The organism is Bacillus sp. EB V-12 (assembly GCF_056158125.1).
Genome location: NZ_JBUXJL010000008.1, coordinates 157,285 through 173,270, shown reverse-complemented (window position 1 = coordinate 173,270; position 15,986 = coordinate 157,285). Strand labels below are relative to the sequence as shown.

The following is a 15,986-nucleotide window of genomic DNA, read 5'->3' as shown; positions in this document are numbered from 1 at the left end:
ATTCGTTTTAGTAGATTATGGATAATCCATTCTATATCATCCCTACTTTATCACGCACTGCACATATTACCAACCTATATGTACAAAAAAGAAAAAGAAAATTTACAAAAGTAAGATTCCCGTTAAATTATTAACAAAAAAAAAGAGGATATCCTCTAAAAAATTGATGTTATCAATCTTTTTGGACATCCTCTTATCTCATTATTTATACGTGTTTTTTCATATCATCGGCAACAGATTCAACATTTGTACCTACGATAACTTGTACACTTGTATTACTTAATTTCATAACACCTTTTGCACCAGCACGTTTTAATGCTGCTTCATTTACTTGACCAGCATCTTTTACTTGTAAGCGTAGACGTGTTGCACAGTTATCAATAACTGTTAAGTTTTCTTTTCCGCCTAAAGCTGCTACGTAAGTTTCACCAATTGAACCTGCAACTGGTGCATCACCATCTTCAACTAACTCATCGTCATCTTCACGACCAGGAGTTTTTAAATCGAACTTCTTAATTAAGAAGTAGAATACTATGAAATAAATTGCTGCGTAAATTAAACCGATACCTGCTAGTAAGACTGGTTTTGTTGCAATACCGAAGTTTAAAGCATAATCGATTGCACCGGCACTAAATGAGAAACCATCATGAATGCCAAGTGATGTTGTAATGAATAAAGAAAGACCTGTTAGTACAGCATGAATACCATATAATACTGGTGATAAGAACATGAATGAGAATTCAATAGGCTCTGTAATACCAGTTAAGAATGAAGTTAATGCTAGACCAGCTAACATACCAGTAACTGCTTTACGCTTTTCTGGTTTAGCAGCTGCAATCATTGCGAAACATGCTGCTGGTAAACCGAACATCATAACTGGGAAGAAACCAGTCATAAACATACCTGCTGTTTTGTCACCTGCAAGGAAACGAGCAATATCACCATTAACAACATTACCTGCTGCATTTGTAAAGTCCCCAAATACAAACCAGAAGTATGTGTTCATTACGTGGTGTAAACCAATTGGGATTAATAAACGGTTTAATAAACCAAATAATCCTGAACCAATTGCACCTAAATTAACAATTCCATGAGCTAATGCATCAATACCATTTTGAATTGTTGGCCAAATTTGTGCAAATAGAATTCCTAATATCAGCATCACAACTGATGTAACAATTGGAACGAAACGTTTTCCAGCAAAGAAACCTAACCATTCTGGAAGTTTAATCTTATGGAATTTATTATAAAGAAGTCCTGCTATAACACCAACAATAATACCACCTAAAACTTTCATATCTACTTTAGTCGATAATTCAGCAGCCTTAGATACTTGTGTCATTGTATCTGCAAGCTTAGATGGATCTACATTTGCGCTATTACCTATTAAATCTTGGACTTTACCTAATTTACCTTGTAATTCAGCAGTTGAATACCCTTTGCTAAGTGCATCAATACTATTTTTCATAACAAGATAACCAATTGCACCTGCAAGACCTGCTGCACCACTACCATCCACTGAAAGACCGATTGCAATACCAATTGCAAAAATAAGTGCTAAGTTATCAAAAACTGCTGCGCCGGCCTGTGCCATAACAGGAATATCAAATACATCTGGTTGCCCTAAACGAAGCAATAATCCTGCTGCTGGTAGTACTGCGATCGGAAGCATTAACGCTTTACCAATACGTTGTAAAAACTGCAACATTTTAATTCCCCCTAATTAAATTTATGAAATCGTTATCATTATAAGTACGCTTTAGAAAACGCTTTCTATTACATAACCATAATAACATATAGTTGTATAGATGTGTAGTTTTTATTTCTGAACTTTTTATGGATAAATCTCCTATTTCCAAACTGTTATATAAAAGGAAAATTCTCCTTTTTAAAATACAGAATACTCGAAACGAAAGACCTATTATATCACATTGAACTTTCGTTTTATCATTCCACTTTTTCATGTTATTATTTATTTCCGAGCATATCGGGAAAAGTAAACTTAGTTAATTCAAAATAGGAGCGTTGGTACTATGCAGTGCATTGAAACAAACAACTTACAACAGTTGTTAGAACAAGTAAAACCATATACGAAAAAAGGCAAACTTGCTACTTATATCCCCGAACTAGGAAATGCAAATCCAGACGATTTAGGGATTGCCATTTTCCATAAAGAAACAGAATATATCCATGCAGGCAACTCACAAACACTATTTACTCTTCAAAGTATTTCCAAAGTAATTACACTTGCCCTTGCCCTTTTAGACCGTGGTGAAGAATATGTATTTTCTAAAGTTGGAATGGAACCAACGGGTGACCCATTTAATTCTATTATTAAGTTAGAAACGACAAGTCCGTCCAAACCCCTTAATCCAATGATAAATGCAGGAGCATTAGCTATTACAAGCATGTTAGCAGGAAAAGATAACGAGGAAAAAATGGAACGTATTCTTCACTTTGTACGTGAAATAACAGATAATCCTACTATTAATTATTCCTCTAAAGTTGCCGATTCAGAACTAGAGACAGCTTATCTAAACCGTTCACTTTGTTATTATATGAAACAAAACGGAATTATCGATTGTGATATTGAAGAACTTATGGATTTATATACTCGTCAATGCGCAGTTGAAGTAAACTGCATCGATTTAGCACGTATCGGCTTAATTTTTGCAATGGATGGATATGATCCATATAAAAAGAAACAAATCATCCCTAAACATATTACAAAAATTTGCAAAACATTTATGGTCACATGTGGTATGTATAACGAATCTGGTGAATTTGCAATTCGTGTTGGTATTCCTGCAAAAAGCGGTGTAGCCGGTGGTATTTTTGGCTGCGTAAAAGGAGACATGGGAATCGGTATTTTCGGACCAGCTTTAGATGCAAACGGAAATAGTATTGCTGGTTTTAAAATTCTTGAACTTCTTTCTGCTCAAGAAGGTTGGAGCATTTTTTAATCGCGAGTTATCCTGCTATACTAGCAGGATTTTTTATTTCGCCAAAACCTCAATTTTGTCAGTTATCAATCTTCTTATAAAAACAGTGCTGAAAGTTTCTCTATATCATGCATATTTGTTCCCCCCTCCTGAATAATATAGTACAACCTAGCGCTATATGTGGAGGTGTGAAAGATGAAACTAATATTTCAAATGGGAAAACAACCTGTTCTTGAAAAAACAATCCTTCTTTTTATATTGAGTATTGTAGAAAGCTTGAAGTTAAAAGTTGTTTCACTCGACGAAGCTCACCGATACATATTCAATTTAGAAGTACTTGAATTATTAATGGATCGGAACATCGATGATCAAGTACTTGAACTTATTCATTTCGGGATGGGACTTGAAGACATTTATCACGTGCTTCCTGAAGAACTTGAGCATACGATTGAGGAATTAAAATGGCTTTGCATTCAAGTATTAAGTGAGTACAGTATGCATGAAGAATCGGAACAATTAATTGAAGATATACGGTAAAAAAGCACCTATGTAGGTGCTTTTAATGTTTTTTTAAACTATTTTTATACGCCTCAATATTTACTGGTAGCTCTTCCTCTTCCAAAGTATGTTCATTTACATCTTTATGAATGAACGCACCTTTAGGTGGTTGATGATCATGCCCTTTTTTCTTATGATCAAATGCTTTCCCGCGTCCCATACAAATCCCCCTTTCTTAAAAGAAATCCGTATTAGTATGGAGAAAAGTACGTCGATATATGCAATCCTTTGCTGTATTTCCAAGGAAATACTCGAACCTTGTTTTCTACTCTCCTTACAACAACTGATCAATCCCAATAAGAATTAATAACACTCCTGCGATAACTGTCGCCCACTTTCCTAAGTATTCTGCTAAAAATCGTTTCCCTACATACGCAAAGCCACTAATACAAATAAAACTAAACACCCCTGAAATAGTTGCTGTAAGCCAAAGGTTCAAATTTGTTATCCCAGCATCAAATCCACCTGCAATATTATTAATAGACAACGCAATCCCTAATACAATTGCTTCTGAAAAACTAATTGTTTTAGAACCATCAAAATCTGCTTTTTCTGGATCACGTAAAATTCCCATAAGTACATTACCATCTTTAGAGCCTACGGTATTTCTTTGCCCCAAGAAAGGCTGGCACAAAATAAACACCCCGATTATCCCTAAAACGATTGCTCCAATCAGGTTTGCTGTAAACTCTGAAATAAATAACGCGATCCAGTTCCCAAAAAATCCAGCTAATAAAGTAAATAAAAACCCAAAAAATGCGATGATAAAATTGTTGAACCACGAAATTCTAATTTTACGAATGCCATATGCAATCCCAACACCTGCATTATCTAAATTAGAAGCAATCCCGATTAAAAAAATTGAAAATAGACCTGCCGTACTCATAAATAGCCACCCCTTTTCCTCACTTTTCCATGCATCTTATGAAAATGTTGAGCAACTGTGCCTGTCTGTTTCATATACATGTAATAAATGCTCAACATTTTTTCAACAATAAAAAGGAGTGCCTTCGCTATGCCTAAAGAAAATCCAAATGAGCGGCTTAGTAGATTAATAAAAAAACTTTTAAAAGAACGTGCCTTATCTATGCGCCAACTCGGAATGCTTACAAATATTGATCCCGCAACAATCTCAAGAATTATGAATGGTAAACAACCGCCAAAACAAAAACACCTACAAAAATTCGCAGAATGTCTGCAAGTTCCACCCCAATTGTTATTTGATGAAATGTATCCTGATTCTCCTCACATTAATAAAGAAAAGACGGATATGTACACATCTCTTGATACAATTCAGCAAACTCTGCAATCCTCTAACTTATTCGATTTCGACTACACAACAACCCGCGTAAAACAAGAACTTGAAAACTATGAACGATATGCTCAAACAACAGAAGGTGAAAAGCGCATTCATGAAAGTTTCGCGAGCAAGTTAGAACAAATTGATAGTGCTGGCCCTTTCATTGAACAATTAACAGATATGTATCAACAATTTTGCAATGAAACGATTCCAAAAGAAGAGCGTGCAGTTCTTGGTGGCGCATTACTGTATTTCATTTTATCGACAGATATTATTCCCGACTATCTCTTTCCAATTGGCTATTTAGATGATGCGATTGCTGTTGAATTAGCAAAAGAGAAATTAATGGAACTAAAGCGAAAGACATAGAAAAATAAAGAACTATTTCAGTTGTTTCTATTTAACTCTGAAATAGTTCACTAAAAAATCGTACAAGTATACATACCTGTACGATTTCAACATACTAATCTATTTTTTCATATGACACCATTCATATATAAATGCTGTTATTACTTTTGTAAATTCAATTAACTGCTCTACTTCTACTTTCTCATTTATTGAATGAGCTTCCTCTAATGTGCCTGGTCCGTAAATAACAGCCGGAATATGAAATTCACTAAACCAACCACCATCCGTTACCGTTGCAGACATATCTAAAATTGCGTTTTTAGAAAGAATTGATTCATGTACTGAGCTAAGCGTTTTTACAGCTGTATGTTCACTATCTATTTCTAAAGAAGGGAAAATTTCGCCACGATCCACAATCATTGATTCTCCGCCCCACTTAAATTGTGGTGGATTTTCACTTAGCCATGGATCGGCAGCTGCTACTTTACCGATATACTCTTCAATTTCTTTTATTATTTGTTCATGTGTTTCATTCGGATAAAAGTGCACTGTTATCCATAACCGGCACTCATCCGCAATAAAAGCTGCATGTCTTCCACCCTCAATAACAGCTGGATTAATTGTTGTTGTTCCAGACGGATAGCCTTCATATGTTTTCATAACTGCCCAATGACGCTCTAATTCTTGTAAACTTTGCACAATTTTCATCATTTTTTCAATTGCACTCGCTCCAAATAAACGTCCTCCAGCATGAATCATTTGCCTACGCGTTGCATCATGAAACGTTTGAGGGCTTTTCACAGTAATCCAGCCAGTAATTACGCCGCCCTGTCCTTGCATATGTAAATTACTCGTATCCACTACGACTGCAAAATCAGCATCATAACCTCTTTTGCAGCATTGAAGTGTACCAGCTTCTCCAACTTCTTCTCCAATTACGGATTGAAAGATTAAATCTCCAGGTAATTCAATACCAGCTTCTTGTAATAGCTGAATAGCAAATAGCGCTCCAGCTAGTCCCCCTTTCATATCAGCTGCACCACGTCCAACTAACCAACCATCTTTTATAAATGGCTCAAACGGATTTGTTTCCCACGCCTCATCTGCCGATACTTCAGCTACATCCATATGTCCATTAATAATAAGACTTTTATATGAGTCACTTTTTGCCCCTTTTTTCACACCAACAACGTTCGGATCATTAGGATATACATCCCATTTATCAACACTAAAATTTTGTTCTCTTAGAAACTCTGCAACAAATTGTTGTGCCTCATTTGTATTTCTCGCCGGCGGTGCTGGTGTTTCAAAACGAATTAAATTCTTTGTAAGCTCTAGTAACTCATCTTTTCGTAAATCAATCTGCTCTAATAGCTGTGAAACTTTTTTATTCATCGCTAATTCCCCTTTACATACGTAGTATGTTTCCAACTTTATTTTCACAAAAAAAGAGACTGTTTACAAATCTTACAGTCTCCAAATTAATTCATATTAGAAGCTCTCTACTTCCGTCGTATTTGTCTTTTCAATATGTTCTACTTTACGTGCCTTATTTCTTGTCGCACGGTAAAACAGTAAACAAACAATCATAAATGGAATTCCGCAATACAATGCCATTCTTTGCTCTGGAATAAAGGCCATACCAATAATTACTGTTACATTTAATACTAGTGCAAGCAGTGGTACGAATGGATACAGAGGTGTTTTAAATTTCAATTCTTTCACATCCCCGCCCTGCTTTATGTATGACCTCCTAGCTAATAAGTTAGATAGAGCAATAGATGCCCAAACTAATATCGCCCCGAACCCAGCAATAGAAAGTAGCCATAAATAAACTGTATCTTCCGCATAAATACCTGATAGTAATGAAAGGCAACCTACAATTGTACTTACAATCAATGCATAAATAGGAACACCGTTTTTAGATAACTTACCAAAAATCGGACTAATCATTCCTTGATTAGACATAGACCATAGCATACGAGAAGTTGCATATAATCCTGAATTCGCAACGGATAGAACCGCTGTAATGATAACAAAATTTATAATATCTGCTGCATAAGGAATACCAATTTTATCAAATACAACTACAAATGGACTTTCTATTACTCCTGCTTGTTGCCAAGGGAATAGTCCAGCAAGAATAAAAATAGATAGTACAAAGAAAACAAGTATACGCCAAACTGTATTGTTAATTGCCTTCGGGATTGTTTTCTCTGGATTTTCACTCTCACCTGCTGCAATACCGACTAGTTCCGTTCCTTGGAAAGAAAAATTAACTGCAATCATCGTAATTAAAATAGCTGATAATCCATTTGGGAACAATCCACCATAATCAGTAAAACTAGAGAACATCGGTGCTGGCTCATTTCCTTTCATATCTAGAAAACCAAACATTGCTGCCCCGCCCAAAATAATAAATGCAATGATCGTAATTACTTTAATACTTGCAAACCAAAATTCAACTTCCGCAAAACTTCTTGAAGATAACGCATTAATAGCAAAGAGGAGTAACGCAAACACTACGCACCAAATCCATGAAGGTACATCTGGAAACCATCGCTTCATTAAAATACTAACTGCAATTAGTTCAATCCCTATCGTAGCTGACCAGTTTAACCATGACATCCATCCAACTACATAACCCGCTGCAGGGGAAATATGCTTCGTAGCATACGTTTGATAAGATCCTGCGTCAGGCATTGCAACAGCTAACTCTCCAAGACAGAGCATCGTTAAATACATAACAAATCCTCCAACAAGATATGCTACAATCGCTCCTCCAGGCCCAGCTTCATGAATTGTATACCCAGATCCTAAAAAAAGACCGGTACCAATAACGCCTCCAAGTGCAATCATAAATATGTGCCTGCTTTTCAATTCTCTTTTTAATCCTTGATTTTGATTCATCATATAAATCCCCCCTTTTCACTTTGTAAACCCATTTAATGTAAGCGTTTTTAAAATTATTCACCGTAAAAATAATGATTTAAAAGAGCAAAAATACACGTCACTTACATTAATCACTGCCTGTTACTAAAAGGTCATCCCTTACTGTTATTAATAACTTTTGATCAGCAATAGCTTGTCCTTCTACTACTTCTAATGATTCAATATAACCACTGATCCCTATCTTAATTTCTACTTTCTGTTTATCTATTGTTTCAATTAATGCTAATTTCTCCCACTCATATACGTAAGAACTTTCCGTAACAAATAACTTCTCTACTTTCCCGTAACAAGGACTATACACGCATTCTATAACCGTCTTCACTTTATACACTCCTCCTTCTTATTAGTTGGTACTGAAACGTTGCATATCCCTCCTTTAGATATATCAATTATTATTTATGCAAAATGCGTACCAATCTCCAATTCCTATTTAAAATGAAGGTTTCTCAAAAAAAAAACTTCATAACCGCAAAATTTTTCTATCATTTCAGAGATTTTAAAAGGAAAATAGCAAAAAATTTTTGCGATTTTATAAGAATTTTAATAAAATTATAAAAAGTCAGTCTTCATAGGGTGGAATGAGGAGAAGATAATCTATGCGTACAGAAGAAATTAATTTAAAACAGATCATTGAAATGAATATGCTATATGAAACTTTACTCAATGAACTCGACATCGGAATTCATATTATTAATGAGGAAAGTAAGACGATTATCTATAACCGCAAAATGATGGAAATTGAATCAATGGAGCGCTCAGATGTGCTATATAAAAGTCCTTTAGAAGTATTCGCATTTGAGGAAAATAAAAATAGTACTCTTATAGAGGCATTAAAATTTGGAAAAACAAAGAAAAATATAAAACAAACGTATTTTAACAATAAAGGACAAGAAATTACAACGATTAACGATACTTTCCCTATAATAGAAAATGGAAAAATTAAAGGCGCTATTGAAATATCAAGAGAAATTAGTAACTTAAAGCAAACGATAAAAATAGGTCCTTCTCGAAAACAAAGCACTAAATTTACCTTTGATCACATAATTGGTGATTCTGAAGCCATTCAATCAATCATTACAGAAGGAAAAAGAGTAATTCGTACATCTTCCTCCATACTTCTAGTAGGAGAAACAGGCACTGGTAAAGAACTATTTGCACAAAGCATCCATAATGAAAGTCAGCGTTCAACAAAACCCTTTATTTCACAAAACTGTGCCGCTATACCTGATACCTTAATGGAAAGCCTACTATTTGGCACAAATCGAGGTGCCTTTACAGGAGCAATAGATAAATCAGGCTTATTCGAAGAAGCAAACGGAGGAACTTTGTTATTAGATGAAATCAATTCATTAAGCCCAATACTTCAAGCTAAGTTGCTGCGGGCTATACAAGAAAAAACAATACGAAGAATCGGAGGTACACACGAAAAAGAAATTGATGTTCGCATTATAGCAACTATCAATGAAGATCCCTTTGAAGCCATCGCACATAATCGATTAAGAGAAGACTTATATTACCGATTAAGCGTCGTTACTTTATGTCTTCCGCCTTTACGTGAAAGAAAAGAAGATATTCCAGCTCTTGTTCAGCACTTTATTGAAAAATATAATACTCAATTCGGGCTCAACGTAACCGATGTAGATGTAAATGTAAGAGAATTTTTCTATGCATACGATTGGCCTGGAAACGTACGGGAGTTGGAACATATAATTGAAGGTTCCATGAACTTGATAGAAGATGAAACCATCATTACAGCGTTTCATCTTCCTACTCGCTTTCGCGAACGAATAAAAACAGAATTCAATATGCAACATGCACTAACTACTCACAATACTGATGCACCTAAAACTTTAAAACACACAATAGAAAAAATGGAAAAGAACTACATTAACCAAATTCTTAAAGAGAATCATGGCAACATCTCACAAGCTGCAAAATTTTTAGGATTAAGTAGGCAAAACTTACAATATCGAATTAAAAAACTGCATTTACACATATGAAATAAACATGTCTCCAAGTGTAAAAATAAATTGGTAAAATATGTTATAATAAACATATAACATGCTAGAAAGGGGCTATATATATGAGTAATGATAAAAAATTAAAGTTATTACAATACTTATACTTTTTCCCTGCCATGCTCTGTATGATGTTATTCATTAATGCCGATGTAAGCAGCTCTCCTTATGCAAAGCTATTAGGAACAATTTTTGGCTCCTTTGCAGCTATTATGCTTGCTGCTTTTTGGAATTTGAAGATACGTATAAAAAACGAAAAATCTTCTTAATACTAAAAAAATCGAGCTACTTAGCCCGATTTTTTTATTTGCCATTAAAACTCAACATTCTCTAAATACAACCCACTTGCCTCAGCAAGACAATTAATTTGATTGCGCTGCTTTTCCTCTAAAATGTTTGGAATTGCTTCAACATCTAATTGTCCTAATCCAACTTCAATTAATGCCCCGACAATTTTTCTTACCATATTATGAAGGAAGCCGTTACCACTTACTCTAATTTGTACAAACCCTGCCTCTTCCATCACATCAAGTGTATATACTTCTCGAACCATGGATTTTTTCTTTGATTTCGCATTTGAAAAAGCAGTAAAGTCATGTGAACCAACTAAATGTTTTGCAGCTGCTTTCATGCTTTTCACATTTAATTTTTTATTCACATGCATGCTGTATTTACGCATAAATGGATTTGTATGCTCTTCATTCCAAATTTTATACAGATATGTTTTTGCTTTAGAATTGTAACGAGCATGGAAACGATCATGTACTTCTTCCACATTCGTAATGCTAATATCGTTAGGTAAATATTGATTTAAATATTTTTTCACTTTATGTTCCACTAACTTCTCATCACTTTGAAAGTTAGCAACTTGATTCAAAGCATGTACACCAGCGTCTGTTCTACTACAACCGATAATTTCAATTTCTTTTCCGACCATTTCAGATATGACACTTTCGATTTTTCCTTGAATTGTATTATCGTTATTACCGAGACGTTGCCATCCTTTAAAACGTGCGCCGTCGTACTGAATCGTTAATTTATAATTATGCATAATATTCTCCTTCATAGAAAATATTCCCTCATACCATGAGGGAATATTAATAAACTTTACTTTCTAACAAGCTTCACTACATTCTCAACATGCGCAGTATGCGGGAACATATCAACTGGTTGCACATACTCCACTTCATAGCTCTTCATTAATGCTTGTACATCACGTGCTAATGAAGAAGGATTACAAGACACGTACACAACTTGTTTCGGCTTCACTTTTAAAATTGTTTCCAGTAATTTATCATCGCAACCTGTACGTGGTGGGTCGACAACAATTACATCTGGACGCCATCCTTCTTTTACCCATTTCGGTAACCATTGTTCAGCTTTACCTGCTTCATATTTCGTATTTGTAAATCCGTGACGCTTTGCATTTTTTCTTGCATCTGCAATTGCTTCTGGAATTACATCCATACCACGTACTTCCGCTGCATCATTTGCAAGCCAAAGACCGATTGTACCAACACCACAGTACGCATCCACAATCTTCTCGTTTCCTGTTAACGCAGCTGCTTTTTTCGCTTCATTATACAAAACAACTGTTTGCTCTGGATTCAACTGGAAGAATGCACGTGCTGATAATTCAAATGATAAATCGCCAAGTGTTTCTTGAATGACTTCTTTTCCAGCTAATTTAAATGTTTTGTCGCCAAAAATAACAGATGTTTTACGCCAGTTTACATTTTGCATAATTGATTTAACCGCTGGCATCTGTTTTTGTACTTCTGCAATAAATTGTTCTTTATTTGGTAATTCTTCTTTTGTTGTAATAAGTGTAACTTGTACTTCCCCTGTTTGAACTGCAGTACGTGTTACAATTGTGCGTACTAAACCTTTTTGTTTTTTCTCATTGTAAATAGAAACATTTAATTTTTCTAAAATACGTCTTACAACTTTTGTCGCTTCATTCGTTGCTTTATGTTGAATCATACAGTGAGCGATATCAATTAACTGATGTGAGTTTTGTTTATATAGCCCTGTAATAACCTTTTCGTCTTTACGCCCCACTTGTAATTGACTCTTATTACGATAATGCCATGGATTTTCCATGCCAAGCGTTGGGCGAATTTTCTCTTCCATACTATTTTTCATGTACTTCTCAAATGCTTGTACAACGATATCACGCTTTTGATTCAATTGTTCTTTATAATCTAAATGTTGCAGCTGACAACCACCACACTCCTCATATACTGGACACGGTGCTTTCACACGATGCGGTGAAGCTTTACGAACTTTTTTCACTTTCGCTTCAGCGAAGCCACGCTGAATTTTCGTTGTTTCTGCAACAACTTCTTCTCCTGGTAATGCCCCTGGAATAAAAACAACTTGTCTCTTAAAATAACCAACGCCTTCTCCGTTAATCCCAAGACGTTTAATTGTCACAGGAAACGTTTGACCAACTTCCAACTTACTCTCATGTTGCTTTTGTATCATTATTACACCTCTACTCTATACTTTTCCATAAATATAACGCTGCATAACTGCAGTATGGTTCACACTCTTGTTTCACTTTTTCTAAAAATGCATCATCAGGTTTATCATCTAATTGAAATATACCTTGCACTGCACGCTGAATCCCAATGTCCGCTTTCGGGAACATATTTTTCCGTCCAAGCCCAAACATTAAAAAGTTTTGCACTGTCCATGCACCAATTCCCCTAATTGGCAACAATTGTGCTGAAATGTCTTCTTCCGTCCCATTTTCTATACTCGCTAAATTTAATGTACCACTGACAATACTTCGACCTAATCCTACTATATATTCAGCCTTTCGCTGACTAAACTTCTGCTCTCTCAATTCTTCTATTGAAATATTTGCTACTATTTCCGGAGTGGGGAAAAAGAATACACCGTTCTTCTCTGTTCCATACCGTTTCACAAATTGTTCTGTTAACACAGTAGCAAATTTCAAATTTATTTGTTGGTGAATGATACAGCGAAGCAGACAAGCAAAATAATCAAATTCTAAAATAATTGGAGTATAAGCATATGTTTCAAATAGTGGACGTAATGATGTGTTTAAAAAATGATTTTGTATATCTTGAAACGGTTCATTCCAATGAAAAATGGCCCTCATTCGTTTCATGACTTTCTCTGGATCTCCTGTCTGACTAGAAATCCAAAACTGTGGATTTTGAACAGTACCAATCCCTTGTAAGCGAACAACAACCTGTTCCTCGTCTATACAAAGCGGGATATAAATAACTTTCTCATCTAATTGAATGACGTTAAGAGGATCAAAAGATAAACGTTTTAATACTTCTTCAAAATGATACGGATACTCTAACGTAACATGTTCGCTCCACATACGTTTCCCCATCCTTTTTACACATCATTATAGCATGAGAAAACCGTAAGCATACATGCTTACGGTTGATTGCCTTTTACTAAGTCATCTAGACTTTTAAAATGATACCCTTTCTCGCGCAAATCATCAATGATTTTCGCAAGTGCTTCTGCATTATCTTTTGATATTGCATGAAGTAATAAAATAGATCCTGGATGAATCATCGTCATTACATTATTATGCGCATATTGCCATCCTCTTTGCTGATCCACTTTCCAATCCAAAAATGCAAGTGACCAAAATACATTATAATAGCCCATTTCTTTCGTAAGAGCTAACGTTCTTTCACTAAATACACCGCGCGGAGGACGTACATATTTCACTTCTTTTTGCCCAGTTACTTTTTTAATTTCTTCCGTTACACTCGTTAATTCTTCACGAAGTTTCTCATCATTTACCGCTGTAAAATCAGGATGACTCCAAGAATGGTTTCCAATAATATGTCCTTCATCCTTCATTCTTAACAATAAATCTTTTTGCGTTTTAATGTAATGCCCCGTTACAAAGAAAGTTGCTGGTACTTTTTTCTCTTTTAATACATCTAATATTTTCCCTGTGTATCCATTCTCATATCCATTATCAAATGTTAAATAAATATCTTTTTTCTTCGTATCTCCTAAATAAAACCCGCCATTTTTTTGTAATAAATCTGTATATAACTTTCCTGCATCTGGTACTGTTTCATTTTTAGGACGCGGGATTCCCCAGTTATGTGGAGTATTTGTATAAGCCAGTGCTGAAACTGGAACAAGTGCCATCATAATTGAAAAAATGAGACCGATATATAACCATTTATATTTCATAAATAGTCTCCTTTCCATATATAATCGTACTTGTAGTTTCTGTTGCTACGCATTCTTTCATGCTGAACATGTTTTTCTATATATACCAAAAAAATGCATCTCGAATCATTCGAGATGCATTTTTTATTTACTTAAATACTGGCTCTTTAAAGCTAGCTAATTTTTCAAGTGATGTTTTATCAACATCTGCATGTAAGCTATTACCATGAGAGTCCATCGTTACAACTGCTTTAAACCCGTCGATACGTAAATGCCACATTGCTTCTGGAATACCAAATTGTAAGAAATCAACATCTTTCACTTCTTTAATACATTCAGCATAATATTGCGCTGCACCACCGATTGCGTTTAAATATACACCGCCGTGTTCTTCTAAAGCCGCTAATGTTTTCGCACCCATACCGCCTTTTCCAATGACAGCGCGAATACCGAATTTCTTCATAATATCGCCTTGGTACGGTTCTTCACGAATACTTGTCGTTGGACCTGCCGCTTTAATTTGCCAATTGTCATTTTCATCTTTCACAACAACTGGACCACAGTGGTAAATAATTTGTCCATTTAAATCTACTGGACAATCATTATCCATTAAATGCTTATGGATTGCGTCACGACCTGTATACATCATGCCATTAATTGTTACAACATCACCAACGCGAAGTTCACGAATTTGCTCTTCTGTAATTGGTGCTTGTAATACAATCTCACGTTGCTCTGTTTTTTCTTGTACTTCATGCTGAAGTGTATCTTCCCCTTCTTGATATAGCCAATCCATAATGTCTCCTGTTTCAGGATGGATTTTCACACCAAGGCGACGATATGCCCAGCAATTATACGCAACAGATACATAGAAACTAGCTGGCAAACGATTATAGACGCCAATTTTACAACCAAGTAAAGTTGTTTCTCCGCCAAATCCCATCGTACCAATGCCCAGCTTATTCGCATTTTCTAATACGTACTCTTCAAGATGTTGTAACTCTGGTACTGGATTGACATCATCTAATGTACGGAATAATTGATTTTTTGCTAATTCATAACCTGATGTGCGGTCTCCCCCGATACCAACACCAATTACACCAGCGCTACATCCTTGCCCTTGTGCTTGATATACTGCATGAAGAAGGCATTTACGAATCCCTTCTAAATCACGGCCAGCTCGTCCAAGTCCTTCTAGTTCACATGGTAAGCTATATTGAATATTTTTATTCTCACAGCCACCACCTTTTAGGATTAAACGTGCATCAATATAATCTTTTTCCCATTGTTCAAACTTAATCACCGGTGTACCTGGTCCTAAATTATTTCCACTATTATCTCCAAAAAGAGAATCAACAGAATTGGGACGAAGTTTACCATCTTTTGTCGCCCGCTCAAGCGCATTATAGATAGCTTCCTTCAACTTTAATTGATTCACACCAACTGGTGTATAAATTTTAAACGTTGGCATCCCTGTATCTTGGCAAATCGGCGAGATGTTATCATCAGCCATTTTAATATTATTTGTAATTGTGCCAAGTGCCATCGCAGAACGAGTCCCTGCATTTTCTCGCTCTTTCGCTTGTTGAATCGCACGACGAACATCTTTCGGTAAGTTCGTTGACGTTTCAACAATTAGTTGATACATGCTTTCTTGAAGCTTTTCCATTGTTACTTCCCCCTCAA

The 15,986-nt window shown here is 35.5% G+C and carries 16 protein-coding genes and 1 pseudogene; 5 read left to right on the top strand and 12 right to left on the bottom strand.

The window, feature by feature from the left end; translation table 11 throughout:
* Positions 1 to 205: 205 nt before the first annotated feature.
* Both nagE and ACZDYH_RS22625 read right to left on the bottom strand, forming a co-directional pair.
* Positions 206 to 1,708, bottom strand: a complete 1,503-nt coding sequence (gene nagE, locus ACZDYH_RS22630; protein WP_000938900.1) for an N-acetylglucosamine-specific PTS transporter subunit IIBC — start codon at positions 1,706 to 1,708, stop codon at positions 206 to 208.
* 141 nt (positions 1,709 to 1,849) lie between these two features.
* Positions 1,850 to 1,964, bottom strand: a pseudogene (locus tag ACZDYH_RS22625) (transcriptional regulator).
* A 69-nt stretch (positions 1,965 to 2,033) separates the two neighbouring features.
* Between ACZDYH_RS22625 and glsA the strand changes: the two are divergent.
* Together glsA and ACZDYH_RS22615 are read left to right on the top strand one after the other, a co-directional pair.
* A complete protein-coding gene (glsA, locus tag ACZDYH_RS22620) occupies positions 2,034 to 2,963 on the top strand; it encodes a glutaminase A (protein WP_001149850.1) in 930 nt (309 codons plus the stop codon).
* A 174-nt stretch (positions 2,964 to 3,137) separates the two neighbouring features.
* On the top strand, positions 3,138 to 3,479 hold the full coding sequence (locus ACZDYH_RS22615; protein WP_000766604.1) for a DUF3969 family protein: 342 nt from the start codon (positions 3,138 to 3,140) through the stop codon (positions 3,477 to 3,479).
* Between the two features lie 22 nt (positions 3,480 to 3,501).
* Here ACZDYH_RS22615 and ACZDYH_RS22610 read toward each other — a convergent pair whose 3' ends face one another.
* On the bottom strand, positions 3,502 to 3,660 hold the full coding sequence (locus tag ACZDYH_RS22610) for a hypothetical protein (protein ID WP_000532409.1): 159 nt from the start codon (positions 3,658 to 3,660) through the stop codon (positions 3,502 to 3,504).
* 114 nt (positions 3,661 to 3,774) lie between these two features.
* The gene (gene ytaF, locus ACZDYH_RS22605; protein ID WP_000100724.1) at positions 3,775 to 4,386 is read right to left on the bottom strand and encodes a sporulation membrane protein YtaF; all 612 of its coding nucleotides are present in this window, start codon (positions 4,384 to 4,386) and stop codon (positions 3,775 to 3,777) included.
* 129 nt (positions 4,387 to 4,515) lie between these two features.
* Between ytaF and ACZDYH_RS22600 the strand changes: the two genes are divergently transcribed.
* A complete protein-coding gene (locus ACZDYH_RS22600; protein ID WP_001123718.1) occupies positions 4,516 to 5,169 on the top strand; it encodes a helix-turn-helix domain-containing protein in 654 nt (217 codons plus the stop codon).
* A gap of 99 nt (positions 5,170 to 5,268) precedes the next feature.
* On the opposite strand, the gene ACZDYH_RS22595 is transcribed toward ACZDYH_RS22600, so the two are convergent.
* The 3 genes from ACZDYH_RS22595 to ACZDYH_RS22585 form a co-directional block, all read right to left on the bottom strand.
* Complete coding sequence (locus ACZDYH_RS22595; RefSeq protein WP_100617805.1) at positions 5,269 to 6,591, bottom strand: acetylornithine deacetylase; 1,323 nt, start codon at positions 6,589 to 6,591, stop codon at positions 5,269 to 5,271.
* A 48-nt stretch (positions 6,592 to 6,639) separates the two neighbouring features.
* Positions 6,640 to 8,061, bottom strand: coding sequence for an amino acid permease (locus ACZDYH_RS22590; protein WP_000981860.1), 1,422 nt, complete (start codon positions 8,059 to 8,061; stop codon positions 6,640 to 6,642).
* A 106-nt stretch (positions 8,062 to 8,167) separates the two neighbouring features.
* Positions 8,168 to 8,422, bottom strand: coding sequence for a biotin/lipoyl attachment domain-containing protein (locus tag ACZDYH_RS22585; protein WP_000859480.1), 255 nt, complete (start codon positions 8,420 to 8,422; stop codon positions 8,168 to 8,170).
* 274 nt (positions 8,423 to 8,696) lie between these two features.
* Between ACZDYH_RS22585 and ACZDYH_RS22580 the strand changes: the two genes are divergently transcribed.
* Together ACZDYH_RS22580 and ACZDYH_RS22575 are read left to right on the top strand one after the other, a co-directional pair.
* Positions 8,697 to 10,100 (top strand): sigma-54 interaction domain-containing protein, encoded by a 1,404-nt coding sequence (locus ACZDYH_RS22580; protein ID WP_088362197.1) that lies wholly within the window; start codon positions 8,697 to 8,699, stop codon positions 10,098 to 10,100.
* Between the two features lie 83 nt (positions 10,101 to 10,183).
* Positions 10,184 to 10,387 carry a hypothetical protein gene (locus ACZDYH_RS22575; protein WP_000063860.1) on the top strand — a complete coding sequence of 68 codons (204 nt, stop codon included), beginning with the start codon at positions 10,184 to 10,186 and terminating at the stop codon, positions 10,385 to 10,387.
* Between the two features lie 44 nt (positions 10,388 to 10,431).
* Here ACZDYH_RS22575 and truA read toward each other — a convergent pair whose 3' ends face one another.
* The 5 genes from truA to fumA form a co-directional block, all read right to left on the bottom strand.
* Complete coding sequence (gene truA, locus ACZDYH_RS22570; RefSeq protein WP_000553119.1) at positions 10,432 to 11,169, bottom strand: tRNA pseudouridine(38-40) synthase TruA; 738 nt, start codon at positions 11,167 to 11,169, stop codon at positions 10,432 to 10,434.
* Between the two features lie 56 nt (positions 11,170 to 11,225).
* On the bottom strand, positions 11,226 to 12,605 hold the full coding sequence (gene rlmD / locus ACZDYH_RS22565; RefSeq protein WP_000615206.1) for a 23S rRNA (uracil(1939)-C(5))-methyltransferase RlmD: 1,380 nt from the start codon (positions 12,603 to 12,605) through the stop codon (positions 11,226 to 11,228).
* A gap of 10 nt (positions 12,606 to 12,615) precedes the next feature.
* Positions 12,616 to 13,479 (bottom strand): DNA-3-methyladenine glycosylase family protein, encoded by an 864-nt coding sequence (locus ACZDYH_RS22560; protein WP_000269422.1) that lies wholly within the window; start codon positions 13,477 to 13,479, stop codon positions 12,616 to 12,618.
* Between the two features lie 59 nt (positions 13,480 to 13,538).
* Positions 13,539 to 14,321 (bottom strand): delta-lactam-biosynthetic de-N-acetylase, encoded by a 783-nt coding sequence (gene pdaA / locus ACZDYH_RS22555; RefSeq protein ID WP_000875956.1) that lies wholly within the window; start codon positions 14,319 to 14,321, stop codon positions 13,539 to 13,541.
* A gap of 127 nt (positions 14,322 to 14,448) precedes the next feature.
* Positions 14,449 to 15,969 (bottom strand): class I fumarate hydratase, encoded by a 1,521-nt coding sequence (gene fumA, locus ACZDYH_RS22550; RefSeq protein WP_000413523.1) that lies wholly within the window; start codon positions 15,967 to 15,969, stop codon positions 14,449 to 14,451.
* Positions 15,970 to 15,986 lie beyond the last annotated feature (17 nt).

Bases quoted from the DNA above. Each gene is read 5' to 3' on its own strand.
- glsA (WP_001149850.1), top strand. From the start codon at position 2,034: ATGCAGTGCATTGAAACAAACAACTTACAACAGTTGTTAGAACAAGTA.
- ACZDYH_RS22600 (WP_001123718.1), top strand. From the start codon at position 4,516: ATGCCTAAAGAAAATCCAAATGAGCGGCTTAGTAGATTAATAAAAAAA.
- ACZDYH_RS22575 (WP_000063860.1), top strand. From the start codon at position 10,184: ATGAGTAATGATAAAAAATTAAAGTTATTACAATACTTATACTTTTTC.
- ACZDYH_RS22580 (WP_088362197.1), top strand. From the start codon at position 8,697: ATGCGTACAGAAGAAATTAATTTAAAACAGATCATTGAAATGAATATG.
- rlmD (WP_000615206.1), bottom strand. From the start codon at position 12,605: ATGATACAAAAGCAACATGAGAGTAAGTTGGAAGTTGGTCAAACGTTT.
- ytaF (WP_000100724.1), bottom strand. From the start codon at position 4,386: ATGAGTACGGCAGGTCTATTTTCAATTTTTTTAATCGGGATTGCTTCT.
- nagE (WP_000938900.1), bottom strand. From the start codon at position 1,708: ATGTTGCAGTTTTTACAACGTATTGGTAAAGCGTTAATGCTTCCGATC.
- ACZDYH_RS22560 (WP_000269422.1), bottom strand. From the start codon at position 13,479: ATGTGGAGCGAACATGTTACGTTAGAGTATCCGTATCATTTTGAAGAA.
- ACZDYH_RS22615 (WP_000766604.1), top strand. From the start codon at position 3,138: ATGAAACTAATATTTCAAATGGGAAAACAACCTGTTCTTGAAAAAACA.
- pdaA (WP_000875956.1), bottom strand. From the start codon at position 14,321: ATGAAATATAAATGGTTATATATCGGTCTCATTTTTTCAATTATGATG.
- ACZDYH_RS22610 (WP_000532409.1), bottom strand. From the start codon at position 3,660: ATGGGACGCGGGAAAGCATTTGATCATAAGAAAAAAGGGCATGATCAT.
- truA (WP_000553119.1), bottom strand. From the start codon at position 11,169: ATGCATAATTATAAATTAACGATTCAGTACGACGGCGCACGTTTTAAA.
- fumA (WP_000413523.1), bottom strand. From the start codon at position 15,969: ATGGAAAAGCTTCAAGAAAGCATGTATCAACTAATTGTTGAAACGTCA.
- ACZDYH_RS22590 (WP_000981860.1), bottom strand. From the start codon at position 8,061: ATGATGAATCAAAATCAAGGATTAAAAAGAGAATTGAAAAGCAGGCAC.